This is a genomic window from Streptomyces similanensis (assembly GCF_039543625.1).
Lineage (GTDB): Bacteria > Actinomycetota > Actinomycetes > Streptomycetales > Streptomycetaceae > Streptomyces > Streptomyces similanensis.
In genome coordinates this window covers 32,489-47,384 of sequence record NZ_BAABKC010000045.1, presented here as the reverse complement: position 1 = coordinate 47,384, position 14,896 = coordinate 32,489, and the positions used below count along the sequence as shown (strand labels likewise).

The following is a 14,896-nucleotide window of genomic DNA, read 5'->3' as shown; positions in this document are numbered from 1 at the left end:
GATCGACATCAGCGTAGAAGCCCCGTAAGCGCCGCACTCGCGGGGCTTCTACGATGCGCGAGTCAGCCCCTGACTCGAGTGCCCACACCCGCAGTCGAGCTACTCGGCATTAATCTTCTCCGCCGTGGGGGAAGCCCGACACTGACGCCAGGAACTGTGCTGACGTGAAGTAGGGATTGTTCGTGCCACCGAGCACCTCGATAAGGATCGCTTCCTCATCGCACTCCATGACTCGGTACTGATCACCTGCCCGGAGCGCGAGGCCCTTGCCGTCCTCGCCGTCGGACACGACGTCGAAGACCTGGCCCTTCGTCGAGCACGGGGCGTTCCGCTTCTTGGCCGCAGCCTTGGCGGCCCTGAATACGTTCTTCCCGCCAGCTTCAGCACCCCGGCCGATGGCCCACCCGCCCACGGCAGTGACGACGGCCAGCGCCCCGGGGCCGCCCACCTTCTTCGCCAGCGTCGTCATCATCTGGTATCCCCCCAGATTGCCCACCCATACCTCCTCGTTGGCCGCGCATCAGGGGCAATCTTATGGAAGGTGGCCATCGGCATGTCCATTATTGGCCGGGTACGGCGTGCAGTTCACGAAGATGCGGAACGCCGTGATGGACGCCGGCCAGATCGGCATGGCGCTGCTGACTGCGTGCATCGCGCAGGAGTGGCTGCGGGGCCCGCTCGCCCTCGCCCGCACCGGGCCGACCGCGAGCGCGTCGGCCACCTGTGCTGGAAGGTCCTCACCTGGTACGCGGACTTCGAGGTCCGCCAGCTCGCGGTCACTCTCGACTGCTCGTGGCCCAAGATCTCGGCGTTTCATCGCGACCTGCCACTGCTACGCCACCAGCGAGGGCGTCAACCGGATGATCAAGCTGTGCGCGCGGAATACGAACGGCTTCCGGAACCCGGCCAACCAGCGGCTACGCACACGCTGCGTCACCACCCGTCGAGCCCGAGGACACCTCGCACCGCTCAACTTCGTTGTCCCGTCAAAGCACTTAAAGAGCGTTTCGTCCTTGTAGGGAGTGGGGGTGGGCGTTGGTTTTTGGTGCGGGTGAGGTTGGGCTGGGCGCGCAGTTCCCCGCGCCCCTGAGGGGGCTAGGTGCACCACCAGAGGAAGCGGTCGCAGGTGGGGGTGGGGGAAGGGGGTGAGGGGGTGGTCGTGGTTGCGGAGGGGGTGGGCTGGTGGGAGGGCGTGGACGGGGGCGCTTCGCCGCCCGGGCCCGTCACCGCGCCCGCGTCCGCGCCCGTGCCCACACCCGTACCCGCGTTCCCGTCCGCGCCGTCGTTCGTGCCGCCGGGGCCGCCCGGTGTCGCCGACGCCGAGCGGGCGGAGCTGTCCGAACCGCTCGGGGTCGGCGTGGTGCCCGTCGCCGAGGTGGACGGCGACGCGGAGGACGACGCGGACGACGAGGCCGCCGCGGGGCGGGCGCTCGCGGCGCCGCCGGAGGTGTCGTCCAGTGGGCGGGCCGTCGGCGTCGTACCGGGCGCCGTCGTGGAACCGGCCGCCGTGTCGGCGCCGGCCGCCGCCGGGCCGGGGTCGCTGAAGCCGGGCAGGCCCGGTGCGTCCACGCCCAGTTCGGCCAGGCTCAGTCCGCCCGCCGCCAGGACGAAGCCGGCGGCGATCAGCAGGGTCCGGCGCCGCCGTCTGCGGTGGTGGGCGGCCTTGCGGTCCCGCCGGCTCGCGGCCGTACCGGAGTCCGCGGTCACCGCCGTCTCCGCCGGTGCCGTCGCCCCCGCGCTCGCCGCCGTCTCCGCCGGTGCCGTCGCCGTCGCGGTCGCCGCCGTCTCCGCCGGTTTCGTCGCCGCCGTGGCTTTCGCTGTGCGGCGGCCGCCGTCACGTGTGCGGCTCTGTGCGCGGCGCCGTTGGGCGCGGCTCGGGGCGGGGGTGTGGTCCGTGTCGTCGCCGGGCGTCCGGTCCGGGGCCGACTGCGCGCTTCGCGCGGGGAGTTCCGGTTCGTCCCGGAGGGTCGGCAGGGCTTCGGCCGGAGTGCCGCATCCCGGGCAGAGGAGGGCGCCGTTGAGGTGCCGTCGGCACGGGGGGCAGTAGTTCATGACGCGGGAAGACTAGATTCCGCGCGCCCCGCGTTCCTAGGGGCCGTTGTGAAGGTTCGGTGCGGGATCGAAAGCGTGGGCGAATGGTTTGCCGGAACCGTTCTCTGTCGCCCCCATTGACACCCCCCTCACCGCCTCCTTACTGTCACGCCAACATTTCGAACGTGTGCCGAAATATCGAACAAGCGAGGGACGGCCGCCGTGCGCATCACCGGAATCAGCACCCACGTGGTCGGGACGCCGTGGCGCAACCTGACGTACGTGCAGGTGCACACCGACGAAGGGATCACCGGCGTCGGCGAGACCCGGATGCTCGGTCACACCGACGCGCTGCTCGGCTATCTGCGGGAGGCCGAGGCCAACCACATCCTCGGCTCCGACCCGTTCGCCGCCGAGGACCTGGTGCGCCGGATGAAGTACGGCGACTACGGCCGCGCGGGTGAGATCGTGATGTCCGGCATCGCGGTCGTGGAGATGGCCTGCTGGGACATCAAGGGCAAGGCGCTCGGCGTCCCGGTCTGGCAGCTGCTCGGCGGCAAGGTCACCGACAAGGTGAAGGCGTACGCGAACGGCTGGTACACCACCGAGCGCACCCCGGAGGCGTACCACAAGGCCGCGCGGGGCGTCATGGAGCGCGGCTACCGGGCCCTGAAGATCGACCCGTTCGGCACCGGCCACTTCGAACTCGACCACGCGCGGACGCTCTACGCCGTCTCGCTGATCGAGGCGGTGCGCGACGCCATCGGTCCGGACGCCGAACTGATGCTGGAGATGCACGGCCGCTTCTCCCCCGCCACCGCGATCCGGCTGGCCGGGGAGATGGCGCCGTTCCGGCCGGCCTGGCTGGAGGAGCCGTGTCCGCCGGAGAACCTGAAGGCGCTGGAGAAGGTCGCCGCCAAGGTGGACCTGCCGGTGGCCACCGGGGAACGCGTGCACGACCGGATCGAGTTCCGCGAGCTGTTCGAGAGCCAGGCCGTCGACATCATCCAGCCGGACGTCGGCCACATCGGCGGCATCTGGGAGACCCGCAAGCTGGCCGCCACCGCCGAGACCCACTACACGCTGGTCGCCCCGCACAACGTCGGCGGCCCGGTGCTGACCGCCGCCTCCCTCCAAGTCGGCTTCACCACGCCCAACTTCAAGATTCTGGAGCACTTCAACGACTTCGCGGACGCGGAGATCAAGAAGGTGGTCAAGGGCGCGCCGCAGGTCGATCCGGCGGACGGCTGCTTCCACCTGAGCGACGCGCCCGGCCTCGGCGTCGAGCTGGACACCGACGCGGCGGCCGAGTTCCCGCAGCAGCAGGCCCGGTTCGACCTGTGGGCCGAGGGCTGGGAGACCCGCCGTCCGAAGGGCGCCCGGTGACCGCCCCGGCCGGAGACCACGACACGGCCGCCGCCCCGGCCGGAGACCACGACACGGCCGCCGCCCCAGCCAGAGGCCACGACGCGGACTCCGCCCCAGCCCCGGCCACCGACCCAGCCGCCGCCACCGCCGCCGCCCCCGCCCTCGAAGTCGTCGTGCGGGCGCCCGGTGTTCACCGGGTCGTCCCGCACACCCCCCGCGATCCCGGGCCCGGTGAGGTCCTGGTCGCCGTGCACGCCGTGGGCGTCTGCGGCAGCGACCGTGAGGTGTACCAGGGCAACCGGCCCGCGGAGTACGTCCGTTACCCGCTGGTGCCGGGGCACGAGTGGTCCGGTGTCGTGCGGGCGGTGGGCGCCGGGGTGCGGGCGGAGCTGGTGGGCCGCAAGGTGGTCGGCGAGGGCTTCCGCAACTGCCAGGTGTGCGACCACTGCCACGCGGGCGAGACGACGCTGTGCGACGCGGGCTACGAGGAGACCGGCTTCACCCGGCCGGGCGCGATGGCGGCCACCCTCACGCTCCCGGCCCGGCTGCTGCACGTGCTGCCGGACGGCGCCGACCTGACCGCCGCCGCGCTGCTGGAGCCGGCCGCCTGTGTGGCCGCCGCCGCGCTGAAGGCGAACGCCCGGCCGGGCGAGCGGGTCGCGGTGGTCGGCACGGGAACACTCGGCATGCTCGCCGTGCGGTTCCTCAAGGCCGTCTCCCCGGCCGAGCTGCTGGTGGTCGGCGTCAGCGAGGAACGGGCCGCCCTGGCCCGGCGGTTCGGCGCGACCGCCTTCCGGACCGTGGACGCGGAGCTGCCCGGCGGTTACGACGTGGTGGTGGAGGCCGCCGGGGCCGCCGACTCGGCCCGCACCGCGGCCGCGCTGTGCCGGCGGGGCGGGCGGCTGGTGCTGACCGGCCTCCCGGCGGCGGGCGCGGCCGGACTCGACCCGACCGAGCTGGTGGTACGGCAGCTGGAGGTGCACACCGTCTTCGGCGCGCCGCCGCACGCGTGGGCGCACGCGGTGCGGATGTTCGCGGCCGGGCTGCTCGACCCGGCGGCGCTGGTCACCCACGAACTCCCGCTCACCGACTTCGCGCACGCCCTCGACCTCGTCGCAGCCGGCGACCCGAAGGTCGGCAAGGTCCTCCTCCGCCCCTGACAGATCCATCCCCGACAGATCCATCCGCCCTCGCCCCTGACGGATCCCTCCGTCCTCGCCCCCTGACGGATCCGTCCGTCCTCGCCGCAGCCACGCGGCACGCCCCGCCCTACGCTCCACCCCACGCCCAGAACCGCGAACCACGTTCGACATCTCGAACAACATCATGCGAAGCCCCCGGCCAGACCGGCCCGTCGAACCGAAGGACAGCTTGTGACCGACGTTTTCGCCCCGGCAGTCCGCCGGCCCGGTGAGCGCGCGCTCACCGCGCTCGGCCTGGCGGCCCCCGCCCCCGACCCCGCCGACGCCTCCCCGCACGCCTTCCCCGGCGGCGGCCGCTGGCGCACCGAGATCCCCTCCTGCGAGGGGCCGGAGGCGCTGGCGGTGGTCCTCGCGGAGTCGGCGCGGCTCGACGTGCCGGTGCACCGGATCAGCCAGGGCAGCGGGGTGTGGATGCTGACCGACGCCGAGATCACCGAGATGGCCGGGGCGAGCGCCGAACGCGGCATCGAACTGTGCCTGTTCACCGGGCCGCGCGGCACCTGGGACACCGGCGGCTCGGTGCGCTCGGACTCGCGCGGCGCGGGCGTGCGCGCCCGGGGTCACGACGCGGTCGCCGGCTGCGTCGAGGACGCCGTGCGGGCGACGGAGCTGGGCGTGAAGTGCCTGCTCGTGGCGGACGAGGGCGTGCTGTGGACGCTGCACCGGGCGCGTACGGCCGGTGTCCTGCCGGCCGACACCACGCTAAAGGTCTCCGCGCTCATCGGACCGGTCAACCCGGCCTCGTACGCGGTCTACGAGCATCTGGGCGCCGACTCCGTCAACGTGCCCAGCGATCTGACGCTCGCTCACCTCACCGAGATCCGGCGGCTGTCGGCGGCGCCGATGGACATGTACATCGAGGCGCCGGACGACCTGGGCGGTTATGTGCGGATGTACGAGGTGGCCGAGCTGATCCGGCGCGGGGCGCCGCTGTATCTGAAGTTCGGTCTGTCCAAGGCGCCCGGCATCTACCCGTACGGCCACCACCTGCGCGAGGTGACGCTGGCGACGGCCCGGGAGCGGGTGCGGCGCGGCCGGCTCGCCCTGGATCTGCTCCAACGGCACGGCGCGGACGGGGAGATGGCGCCGCTGGGCTCCCGGCTGCCGGGCCCGCTGCGGCGCTTCGACACACCGGCATAACGTTCCGGACACTGCGCTTCACAGAAGCCGACACAGCCGCGCACAATCCCACACAACCCTTCGCGGCCCCCCATCGCCCCACCCGTTCACCCCACCCCACCCGTTCACCCCACCCCAAGCGTTCACCCCACCCCAAGGATGACCACCATGCGCAACCGCAGAGCCGCAGTCGCCGCCATGGCCACCGCCGCCTCCCTCGCCCTGACCCTGACCGCCTGCGGGCAGAGCGGCTCGGGCGGCTCCAAGGAGGACAAGGGCGACTCCAAGGGCGGCACGATCGGCATCGCGATGCCGACCAAGTCCTCCGAGCGCTGGATCTCCGACGGCAAGAACGTCGTCGCCGACCTGAAGGCCAAGGGCTACCAGACAAAGCTGGTCTACGGCGAGGACGACCCGGACACCCAGGTCTCGCAGATCGAGAACCTGATCACCCAGGGCGTCAAGGGTCTGATCATCGCGGCCATCGACAACAAGTCGCTGAACAACGTGCTCCAGGAGGCCGCGGACGCGCACATCCCGGTCATCTCCTACGACCGCCTGATCCTCGGCAGCAAGAACGTCGACTACTACGCCTCCTTCGACAACGAGAAGGTCGGCGAGCTGCAAGCCGGCTACATCGTGGACAAGCTGGGCCTCAAGAGCGGCAAGGGCCCCTTCAACATCGAGCTGTTCGCCGGCTCCAACGACGACAACAACACCAAGTACTTCTTCAACGGCGCGATGACCGTGCTGAAGCCGTACCTGGACAGCAAGAAGCTGGTCGTGCGCTCCGGGCAGACCGCGCTGAACCAGGTGACCACGCTGCGCTGGGACGGCGCCACCGCGCAGAAGCGCATGGACGACGTCCTGACCTCGTCCTACAAGAGCCAGCGCGTCGACGCGGTCCTCTCGCCCTACGACGGCATCTCCATCGGCGTGCTGTCCGCGCTGAAGTCCGACGGCTACGGCTCCGGCAGCAAGCCGCTGCCCGTGATCACCGGCCAGGACGCGGAGCTGGCCTCGGTGAAGTCGATCATCGCCGGGCAGCAGACGCAGACCGTCTACAAGGACCTGCGCAAGCTCGCCGACGTCGCCTCCACCATGGTCGACGACGCGCTGAAGGGAAAGAAGCCCGAGGTCAACGACACCAAGTCGTACGACAACGGCACCAAGGTCGTGCCCGCCTACCTGCTCCAGCCGGTCAGCGTCGACAAGGCCAACTACGAAGAGGTGCTGGTCAAGGGCGGCTACTACACCGACGCCCAGCTCAAGTAGCGCGGCGCCCCCACCGACCGGCACGACTCGGAACACGACTGGAAGGCACGACCATGGCGGGACCCGTCCTGGAAATGCGCTCGATCGTCAAGACCTTCCCCGGTGTCAAGGCACTGTCGGACGTCAACCTGAGTGTCCGCCAGGGCGAGGTCCACGCCGTCTGCGGGGAGAACGGCGCCGGCAAGTCCACCCTGATGAAGGTGGTCTCCGGCGTCCACCCGCACGGCAGTTACGACGGCGAGATCCTCTTCGAGGGCAAGCCGTGCCGCTTCAAGGACATCCGGGCCAGCGAGCAGCACGGCATCGTCATCATCCATCAGGAACTGGCGCTGGTGCCGTTCCTGTCCATCGCCGAGAACATCTTCCTCGGCAACGAGCACGCCACCCGCGGCTTCGTCGACTGGCACGACACGCTCCGGCACGCCGCCGAACTGCTGCGCCGGGTGGGCCTGGACGAGCATCCGGAGACCCGGGTCGCCGACATCGGCGTCGGCAAGCAGCAGCTGGTGGAGATCGCCAAGGCGCTGTCGAAGTCGGTGAAGCTGCTGATCCTGGACGAGCCGACCGCGGCCCTGAACGACGAGGACAGCGACAAACTCCTCGATCTGATCCTGGAGTTGAAGGACCAGGGGATCACCTCGATCGTCATCTCGCACAAGCTGGGCGAGATCCGCAAGGTCGCCGACTCGGTGACGATCCTGCGCGACGGCCGCACCATCGAGACCCTGGACGTGAAGGCGGCCGCGACGACCGAGGAGCGGATCATCGCGGGCATGGTCGGCCGCGACCTGGACCACCGCTTCCCCGAGCGCACCCCGCACCACGCCGAGGAGGGCGCGGCGCCCGCGCTGGAGATCCGCGACTGGACCGTGTTCCACCCCATCGACCAGCAGCGCAAGGTGGTGGACGACGTGTCCCTGCACGTGCGGCGCGGGGAGATCGTCGGCATCGCCGGCCTGATGGGCGCCGGCCGCACCGAGCTGGCGATGAACGTCTTCGGCCGCTCCTACGGCCGGTACGCGGCGGGCACGGTCCTCAAGGACGGACACGAGATCCGGACGAAGACCGTCGCGGAGGCGGTCGGGCACGGCATCGCGTACGTCACCGAGGACCGTAAGCACTACGGCCTGAACCTGATCGACACCATCAACCGGAACATCACGCTGACCGCGCTGGCGAAGGTCGCCCGGCGGGGCGTGGTGGACGAGCACGAGGAGCGGCAGGTCTCCGAGGGCTTCCGCCGCTCGATGAACATCAAGGCGCCGACCGTCTTCGAGCCGGTGGGCAAGCTGTCCGGCGGCAACCAGCAGAAGGTCGTCCTCAGCAAGTGGATCTTCGCGGGTCCGGACGTGCTGATCCTGGACGAGCCCACCCGGGGCATCGACGTGGGCGCCAAGTACGAGATCTACACGGTCATCGACCGGCTGGCCGCCGAGGGCAAGGCGGTCGTCTTCATCTCCTCCGAACTGCCCGAGCTGCTCGGCATGTGCGACCGCATCTACACCATGTCCGCCGGGCGGCTGACCGGTGAGGTGCCGCGCGCCGAGGCCACGCAGGAGGAGCTGATGCGCCGGATGACGCAGGACACCCAGGATGAAGAGGTAACCCGATGAGCACGGATGTGAGCGCCAAGAGCCCGGCCCCCGCGCCGCCGGGCGGCGGCGGCCCGGCGGCCGGCGGCGACGGCCTGCTGCGGCTGGTGCTGGACGGACTGCGCCGCAACATGCGCCAGTACGGCATGCTGATCGCGCTCGGTCTGATCGTGGTCCTCTTCGAGGTGTGGACCGGCGGCGACCTGCTGCTGCCGCGCAACGTGTCCAACCTGGTCCTCCAGAACAGCTACATCCTGATCCTCGCGATCGGCATGATGCTGGTGATCATCGCCGGGCACATCGACCTGTCGGTGGGCTCGCTCACCGCGTTCGTCGGCGCGTTCGCGGCCGTGCTGACCGTGCAGCACGGAATGCCCTGGCCGCTCGCGCTGGTGCTGTGCCTGCTGGTGGGCGCGGCGGCCGGCTCGGTGCAGGGCTTCCTGATCGCGTATCTCGGGATACCGTCCTTCATCGTCACCCTGGCCGGGATGCTGCTGTTCCGGGGGCTCACCGAGATCCTGCTCAAGGGGCAGACCCTCGGCCCGTTCCCGGACGCCCTGCAGAAGATGGGCAACGGCTTCCTGCCCGAGGTCGGACCGACCACGAACTACCACAACCTGACCCTGCTCCTCGGCGTCGTCCTGATCGCGGCCGTGGTGTGGCAGGAGGTGCGGGCCCGGCGCCGGCAGCGCGAGTTCACGCTCGACGTGGTGCCCGTGAAGCTGTTCGCGCTGAAGCTGGTCGCGCTGGTCGCCGCGATCCTCGTGCTGACCCTGCTGCTCGCCAGCTACAAGGGCGCGCCGATCATCCTGATCATTCTGGCCGCGCTGGTGGTCGGCTACGGCTACGTCATGCGCAACGCGGTCTTCGGCCGGCACATCTACGCGATCGGCGGCAACCTGCCGGCCGCGAAGCTGTCGGGCGTGAAGGACAAGCGGGTCACCTTCCAGGTGTTCCTGAACATGGGCGTGCTCGCCGCGCTGGCGGGCCTGGTGGTCGCCGCCCGGCTGAACGCGGCCTCGCCGAAGGCGGGCGTCAACTTCGAACTGGAGGCGATCGCCTCCTCGTTCATCGGCGGCGCCTCGATGAGCGGCGGCGTCGGCACCGTGCTCGGCGCGATCATCGGCGGTCTCGTCCTCGGCGTGCTGAACAACGGCATGAACCTGCTCAGCGTCGGCACCGACTGGCAGCAGGTCATCAAGGGCCTGGCGCTGCTGGTGGCGGTCGGCTTCGACGTGTGGAACAAGCGCAAGTCCGGTTCCTGATCCGGGGGCCGTTGAACACCCCGGCCGCCGCCCCCGTATGTGTGGGTGGCCCGTGCTCCCCCGCACAGGCCACCCCCGCACCCGGAGGTCCCTTTGGCCGGCAACGTCACGTCCCTCTTCCCCGGCACGGCGGCGCACGGCCCGTCGACGGCGCCGCCGGCCCGGGACAGCGGCGACGGAGCGGGCGGCCCGCTGGACTTCCGCGTCCCGTGCAACCCGTACTTCCCGACGCCCGCCATGTTCGACGCGCTGGCGGCCGGGCTGCGCGAGATCCTCACCTCCCGCCCGAGCGACGCCGGCGCCGTCACCGCCGCACTGTGCGACCTGCTCCGGCTCCCGCCGCAGTGCGTGGCGATCGGCAACGGCGCCACCGAGCTGATCACCTGGCTGGACCACCTCCTGGTCCGCGACTCCCTGGCCGTCCCCGTCCCCACCTTCGGCCGCTGGACCGACCAGCCGATGGAGACCGGCAAGCGGGTCGACATGTTCCCGCTCCAGGAGGCCGGCGGCTTCGCCCTCGACCTCACCCGCTACGCCGAGTTCATCCGCCGCCGCGGCAGCAGGACGGCGGTGCTCCGCAACCCCAATGACCCCGACGGCGGCTTCCTGCCCCGGCGGGCGGTGGTGGAGTTCCTGGACGCCATGGCCGATCTGGACCTGGTCGTGGTCGACGAGTCGTTCCTCGAATTCGCCGACGCCGAGGACGATCCGAGCGTCGTCCAGGAGGCGGTGCTGCGGCCCAACGTGGTCGTCCTGCGCAGCCTCGGCGACAACCTCGGTCTGCACGGCGTACGCCTCGGCCACCTCGTCGCCAACCCGTCCCTGGCGGGCCGCGTCCGCGCGATGCTGCCCGAGGGGAACCTCGGCTGCCTGGCCGAGCGGATGGTGTTCATGCTGCGCGAGCACGGCGCGGAGTACCGGCGGAGCATCGAGCTGGTGCGCCGGGACCGCACGGCGATGGCCGCGCGTCTGGCCGCCCTGCCCGGTCTGACGGTCTACCCGTCCCAAGGCGACTTCCTCTTCGTCCGGCTGCCGGTGGGCGCGGAGGGCACGGTGGTGCGCGACCGGCTGCTGACCGAGCACCACGTCCTGGTCCGCGCGTGCGGCGACCAGATCGGCTCCTCCAGCCGCTTCATGCGGCTCGTGGTCCGTCCGGAGGTGGACGTACGGCGGCTGGTGCCGGCGCTGCAACAGGTCCTGTACGACACCGAGGTGGCCGCGGGTGCCGCCGGCCCGACGGCCGGTACGGCGTACAGCTCGGGCACGGCGGCGGTGGACCGCCTGGTGAGCCAGACGAACGGGGCGGGAGTGCGGTTGGCGCCGGGGGCGGCCCCGGCGGCGGCGGAACCGGCCGGGGTGCCGGGGCCGGTCGCGACGCCGAGCCCGGTCGCGGTGCCGGTTCCGGGACCGGTTCCGGCGGCACCCGTGCCGGTGCCCCCCATGCCGGTGCCCCCCATGCCGGTGGCGCCCGCGCCGATGCCGTTCGCTCCCGCGCCCGCCGCCGCGATGCCGGCCTACCCGCCGGCGTCGGTACCGCCCCCACCTCCGGTGCCGACGCCCTTCCCCGGCCCCGTCCCCGGGCTGCAACCGGTGCCGCAGACCGGGATACCGGGCGTGCCCATGCCCGCCCCCGCGCCCGACCGCCGGGGCATGCCGGCCGCGGGCGGCCTGACGGCGGCCCAGGTACGCGGCCGGACCCAGCCGGACCCGGCCGTCCCCCCACCGATGACCTGGCCCGCGGCGGGCGGCGAAATGTACGGCCGGACGGGCTGAACCACCGCGGCGCTCCCCCTCAGGTTCAAGTTCGGTAAGAACTTCCCCATTGCCCTTTCCGCAACGGCGAACTTGCATGAAGAGATCCCGCACATGATCACCATCATGATCATGTGACTCGCCGCACCCTCAAGTAGATTGCGGGCTCTGGAATCCCGTCGATAGACTCCCCCTTGTCGATCACTGACCAGACGACACTTTCGGGGAGAAAAATCGAAAATCGCACGACGAGTGGCGAGTATCGGCCTGTCCATGCTCGCCATGGTGTCGATATCCCCCACATGACGTTCGCGTGGAGCCTCAAGCTCCACCCGAATGTGGCTGCATCGGCGACCGGCATCATGACTGAGCACGCCACGGCGACTCGGAACGGCCGAGCTTTCGGCTACGCTGACAGCCACCCCGCCCTGGCCGCGAACTACCTGGTGCATTCATCGTTCCGGGTGAACACCAGTCACTACAAGCTCACGGTCGACGAGCACTTCCGAAGCGGTCGGAGTACGAAGTACATCACGACCGTCTTCGACTTCCTCGTGACGCTTGTCTGACCTCGTGCACGTGCCCCCTCCCATCGGGTGGGGGCACGTGCACCAGCTATCAAAAGGGATGCCCGCATGGCCAACCTGAAGGAGCTTTCCGAGCGCGTCTTTCGTGACCTGTCGGTGGGTGTGGATGCAGTGCCATCCGTTACGTTCTCCCCTCCGGACAGCGAGGGCTACGTTGAGGTTCTCCTTCAGGACGAATCAGGAATGGGCGTGGGTTTCATCGTGAGCCCCTCGGCGTCCGAGGCGGAAGTTCTCTTCGAGATGGCCTACCGGATTCCGGACGCCTACGTCGAATTCTATTTCCTGGGACTCCCCGTAGTGCCAGGCACCGAACGGCCTGCCACTCCGAAGATCGTGTCGAATACGGTGGTGTGGGAAGACCCGGACGAGAACGGCACCTGGTCGTGTCCGGTGGGGCAGTACCGGCGCGCCTGGGAGCGCTGGCATGAGGAAGAGCACCGTCGAGAATGACCGACCCGTCGCCGGCGTGGTCACTCCTCGGGGTGGAGGCGCGCGGTCTCGCCATTCACGGCGCCATCCCGGCGGCGGCCTGCCGGGGGTAGGTCGATCTCCGCGCGGACGGTCTTGCCGGGGGACGGGGAGCGGTCCAGCACCTCCCAGCGGGAGGCCAGCGCGTCGACCAGCAGCAGTCCCCGGCCGCTCTCGGCGAGGGCCTGCGGCGAGCGGACGTCGCGCGGTCCGGGCGGCAGCGGGCCGCTGCGGGCGTCGGTCACCTCGATGCGGACGCCGCCCGTCACGAGCGACAGACGCAGCTCGAAGTCCCGTCCCGGCACGCGCCCGTGGGTCACGGCGTTCGCGGCCAGCTCGGCGACGACCAGGCCCACGACGTCGTAGGCGTCGCTGCCGTGCGGGACGCCCCAGTTCTCCAGCTGGTGCAGCGCCAGCCTGCGGGCGAGGCGGGCGCCCCGCGGTGTGGCGCTGAATCGCTGGGCGAACACACGTACGGTAACCGGGCGTTGGGGGGTGGAAGGTGCGGTCATGGGGCCAATCTGTCGGCCTGAACAGCCACTTCACCAGGGTCCGACCACGTACGCTGCGGCAGCGTACGCGGTCACGGACTGGACAGTACCGGTCACCCATCGTGACCATGGGTGGGGAACGGGAGGTGGCCAACGATGGTCGATGGTGCGACGGGTGCGGGGAGCGAGCCGGAGTCCTCGGACAGCTTGCGGACGTTCGGTGCAGTGGTGCAAGCCCTGCGGGAGCACGCGGGGTTGAACCGCGAGGCGTTCGGCAAGCGGGTGCGGTTCTCCAAACACACGGTGGCGTCGGTAGAGCTGGGCAGGAGGATGCCGGACCCGGCGTTCGTGGAACGGGCCGAGGCGGCCACGGGCAACACGGGTGCGCTACGGAGGGCGGCGGAATACCTGATCCGCGAGCCGGGGTTGGCGTCCTGGTTTCGGCAGTGGGCTCGGCTGGAGAAGACGGCGATCAGCCTCTTCAACTACGAGTGCAGGATGATTCCTGGGCTGTTGCAGACGGAGGCCTACGCGCGGCAACTCTTCGCTGACCAGCTGCCGCCTCTAGCGGACGACCAGATCGAGGAGCAGTGGACAGCGCGCGCCACGAGGCAGCAGTTGCTGCGAGAGCGACCGAACACCGCCTTCAGCTTCATCATCGAGGAGCACGTGCTGCTTCGACGGACCGGTGGACTGGAGGTCAGCAAAGCAGTGATCGACCATCTTCTGGTGGTGGCAGAGCTGCGGAATGTCGAGATTCAGATCATGCCGCTCCTCAAGTCGTCACACGCGGGGTTGCACGGCCCCATCGCCTTGCTCGAAGACCCCAAGCACAAGTGGTTCGGATACAGCGAAGGCCAGGAATGCGGCCACTTCATCTCCGACGCAAAGGTGATCAGCGTGCTTCAGGGGAGGTATGCCAGGATGCGTGCACAGGCTCTAAATCTCGACGACTCCGTGAGCCTGCTGCAGCAGATGCGAGGAGACCTATGAGCACGTCCGACCTGGCCTGGTTCAAGAGCAGCTACAGCAGCGGCTCCGGCGACAACTGCATCGAAGTCGCCCTCACCTGGCACAAGTCCAGCTACAGCAGCGCCTCGGGCGACGACTGCGTAGAGGTCGCCACCTGCCCCGCCGCCGTGCACGTGCGGGACACCAAGGACCGGCAGCGCCCCAGCTTCACCGTCGCCGCCGACGCCTGGGGCGACTTCCTGGCGTACCTCGGGAAGTGAGCGGAGCGCCCCCTCACGGGTTCTCCCACGCCCCCGGCTCCGCCGCCAGGCTGCGTACCTCCTCCGGGAGGGAGCCCGTCGCGATGTCCGCCAGCGTCACGCCCTCCAGGATGCGGCGGACGTTCGCGCGCAGGGCGATCCACAGCGGGAGCAGAGGTTCCGCCGTGCCGGTGTAGGTGAGGCCGGTGGGGCGTTCGCCGCGTACCGAGACGATCGGGCCGTCCACCGCGCGGATGACGTCCGCCACGGTGATGGCCGACGCCGTCCGCGCCAGGGCGTACCCGCCGCCCCCGCCGCGCCGGCTGGTGACCAGGCCCGCGCGGCGCAGGTCACCGAGGATGCCCTCCAGGAACTTGTGCGGAATGCCCTGGTCGGCGGCGATCGTCTCCGCCTTCACCGGGGCCGCCGGGACGTCGCCGTGCCGTACGGCCAGTTCCAGAGCCGCCCGTACCGCGTAATCCGCCCGTGCCGAGATCCTCATGGCGCCATTGTGACGCCCGGCGCGAGGGAGAAT

General features: G+C 70.4%; 15 protein-coding genes and 1 pseudogene. 11 read left to right on the top strand and 5 right to left on the bottom strand.

All coding sequences use genetic code 11. From position 1 onward, the window contains the following. Positions 1–109: 109 nt before the first annotated feature. The 3 genes and pseudogenes from ABEB07_RS16185 to ABEB07_RS39195 form a co-directional block, all read right to left on the bottom strand. Positions 110–496 carry a hypothetical protein gene (locus ABEB07_RS16185; protein WP_062647838.1) on the bottom strand — a complete coding sequence of 129 codons (387 nt, stop codon included), beginning with the start codon at positions 494–496 and terminating at the stop codon, positions 110–112. A 599-nt stretch (positions 497–1,095) separates the two neighbouring features. After that, positions 1,096–1,707 carry a hypothetical protein gene (locus ABEB07_RS16180; protein WP_345668979.1) on the bottom strand — a complete coding sequence of 204 codons (612 nt, stop codon included), beginning with the start codon at positions 1,705–1,707 and terminating at the stop codon, positions 1,096–1,098. A 156-nt stretch (positions 1,708–1,863) separates the two neighbouring features. After that, a pseudogene (locus tag ABEB07_RS39195) lies at positions 1,864–2,052 on the bottom strand (SCO2400 family protein); the annotation flags it as partial. A gap of 201 nt (positions 2,053–2,253) precedes the next feature. On the opposite strand from ABEB07_RS39195, the gene ABEB07_RS16175 reads away from it, so the two are divergent. The 9 genes from ABEB07_RS16175 to ABEB07_RS16135 all read left to right on the top strand — a co-directional run bounded on the left by ABEB07_RS16175 (position 2,254) and on the right by ABEB07_RS16135 (position 12,641). Next, positions 2,254–3,417: a mandelate racemase/muconate lactonizing enzyme family protein gene (locus tag ABEB07_RS16175; protein ID WP_176148819.1), complete on the top strand. Its 1,164-nt coding sequence runs from the start codon at positions 2,254–2,256 to the stop codon at positions 3,415–3,417. Between the two features lie 155 nt (positions 3,418–3,572). Further along, complete coding sequence (locus ABEB07_RS16170) at positions 3,573–4,559, top strand: zinc-dependent alcohol dehydrogenase (protein WP_345669029.1); 987 nt, start codon at positions 3,573–3,575, stop codon at positions 4,557–4,559. Positions 4,560–4,772: 213 nt separating this feature from the next. Beyond that, the gene (locus ABEB07_RS16165; protein ID WP_345668977.1) at positions 4,773–5,741 is read left to right on the top strand and encodes a hypothetical protein; all 969 of its coding nucleotides are present in this window, start codon (positions 4,773–4,775) and stop codon (positions 5,739–5,741) included. Between the two features lie 147 nt (positions 5,742–5,888). After that, positions 5,889–6,995 carry a multiple monosaccharide ABC transporter substrate-binding protein gene (chvE, locus tag ABEB07_RS16160; RefSeq protein WP_345668976.1) on the top strand — a complete coding sequence of 369 codons (1,107 nt, stop codon included), beginning with the start codon at positions 5,889–5,891 and terminating at the stop codon, positions 6,993–6,995. A gap of 53 nt (positions 6,996–7,048) precedes the next feature. Continuing rightward, positions 7,049–8,608, top strand: a complete 1,560-nt coding sequence (mmsA, locus tag ABEB07_RS16155; RefSeq protein WP_345668975.1) for a multiple monosaccharide ABC transporter ATP-binding protein — start codon at positions 7,049–7,051, stop codon at positions 8,606–8,608. Then, positions 8,605–9,852 (top strand): multiple monosaccharide ABC transporter permease, encoded by a 1,248-nt coding sequence (gene mmsB, locus ABEB07_RS16150; protein ID WP_176148824.1) that lies wholly within the window; start codon positions 8,605–8,607, stop codon positions 9,850–9,852. Before mmsA ends, mmsB begins: the two co-directional genes overlap by 4 nt. A gap of 93 nt (positions 9,853–9,945) precedes the next feature. Further along, positions 9,946–11,625 carry a pyridoxal phosphate-dependent aminotransferase gene (locus ABEB07_RS16145; RefSeq protein ID WP_345668974.1) on the top strand — a complete coding sequence of 560 codons (1,680 nt, stop codon included), beginning with the start codon at positions 9,946–9,948 and terminating at the stop codon, positions 11,623–11,625. Between the two features lie 173 nt (positions 11,626–11,798). Then, complete coding sequence (locus ABEB07_RS16140) at positions 11,799–12,173, top strand: hypothetical protein (RefSeq protein ID WP_345668972.1); 375 nt, start codon at positions 11,799–11,801, stop codon at positions 12,171–12,173. Between the two features lie 66 nt (positions 12,174–12,239). Then, positions 12,240–12,641: a hypothetical protein gene (locus tag ABEB07_RS16135; protein WP_345668970.1), complete on the top strand. Its 402-nt coding sequence runs from the start codon at positions 12,240–12,242 to the stop codon at positions 12,639–12,641. 20 nt (positions 12,642–12,661) lie between these two features. Here ABEB07_RS16135 and ABEB07_RS16130 read toward each other — a convergent pair whose 3' ends face one another. Next, positions 12,662–13,171: an ATP-binding protein gene (locus ABEB07_RS16130; protein WP_345668968.1), complete on the bottom strand. Its 510-nt coding sequence runs from the start codon at positions 13,169–13,171 to the stop codon at positions 12,662–12,664. A 135-nt stretch (positions 13,172–13,306) separates the two neighbouring features. Between ABEB07_RS16130 and ABEB07_RS16125 the strand changes: the two genes are divergently transcribed. Next, a complete protein-coding gene (locus ABEB07_RS16125) occupies positions 13,307–14,143 on the top strand; it encodes a helix-turn-helix domain-containing protein (RefSeq protein WP_345668967.1) in 837 nt (278 codons plus the stop codon). Next, on the top strand, positions 14,140–14,382 hold the full coding sequence (locus ABEB07_RS16120; RefSeq protein ID WP_345668966.1) for a DUF397 domain-containing protein: 243 nt from the start codon (positions 14,140–14,142) through the stop codon (positions 14,380–14,382). Before ABEB07_RS16125 ends, ABEB07_RS16120 begins: the two co-directional genes overlap by 4 nt. Positions 14,383–14,395: 13 nt before the next feature. On the opposite strand, the gene ABEB07_RS16115 is transcribed toward ABEB07_RS16120, so the two are convergent. Beyond that, positions 14,396–14,863, bottom strand: a complete 468-nt coding sequence (locus tag ABEB07_RS16115) for an RrF2 family transcriptional regulator (protein WP_345668965.1) — start codon at positions 14,861–14,863, stop codon at positions 14,396–14,398. Positions 14,864–14,896 lie beyond the last annotated feature (33 nt).

Excerpts from the sequence above, each read along its gene's own strand:
- chvE (WP_345668976.1), top strand. The coding sequence starts at position 5,889 with ATGCGCAACCGCAGAGCCGCAGTCGCCGCCATGGCCACCGCCGCCTCC.
- mmsA (WP_345668975.1), top strand. The coding sequence starts at position 7,049 with ATGGCGGGACCCGTCCTGGAAATGCGCTCGATCGTCAAGACCTTCCCC.
- mmsB (WP_176148824.1), top strand. The coding sequence starts at position 8,605 with ATGAGCACGGATGTGAGCGCCAAGAGCCCGGCCCCCGCGCCGCCGGGC.
- ABEB07_RS16135 (WP_345668970.1), top strand. The coding sequence starts at position 12,240 with ATGGCCAACCTGAAGGAGCTTTCCGAGCGCGTCTTTCGTGACCTGTCG.
- ABEB07_RS16130 (WP_345668968.1), bottom strand. The coding sequence starts at position 13,171 with ATGACCGCACCTTCCACCCCCCAACGCCCGGTTACCGTACGTGTGTTC.
- ABEB07_RS16125 (WP_345668967.1), top strand. The coding sequence starts at position 13,307 with ATGGTCGATGGTGCGACGGGTGCGGGGAGCGAGCCGGAGTCCTCGGAC.
- ABEB07_RS16120 (WP_345668966.1), top strand. The coding sequence starts at position 14,140 with ATGAGCACGTCCGACCTGGCCTGGTTCAAGAGCAGCTACAGCAGCGGC.
- ABEB07_RS16115 (WP_345668965.1), bottom strand. The coding sequence starts at position 14,863 with ATGAGGATCTCGGCACGGGCGGATTACGCGGTACGGGCGGCTCTGGAA.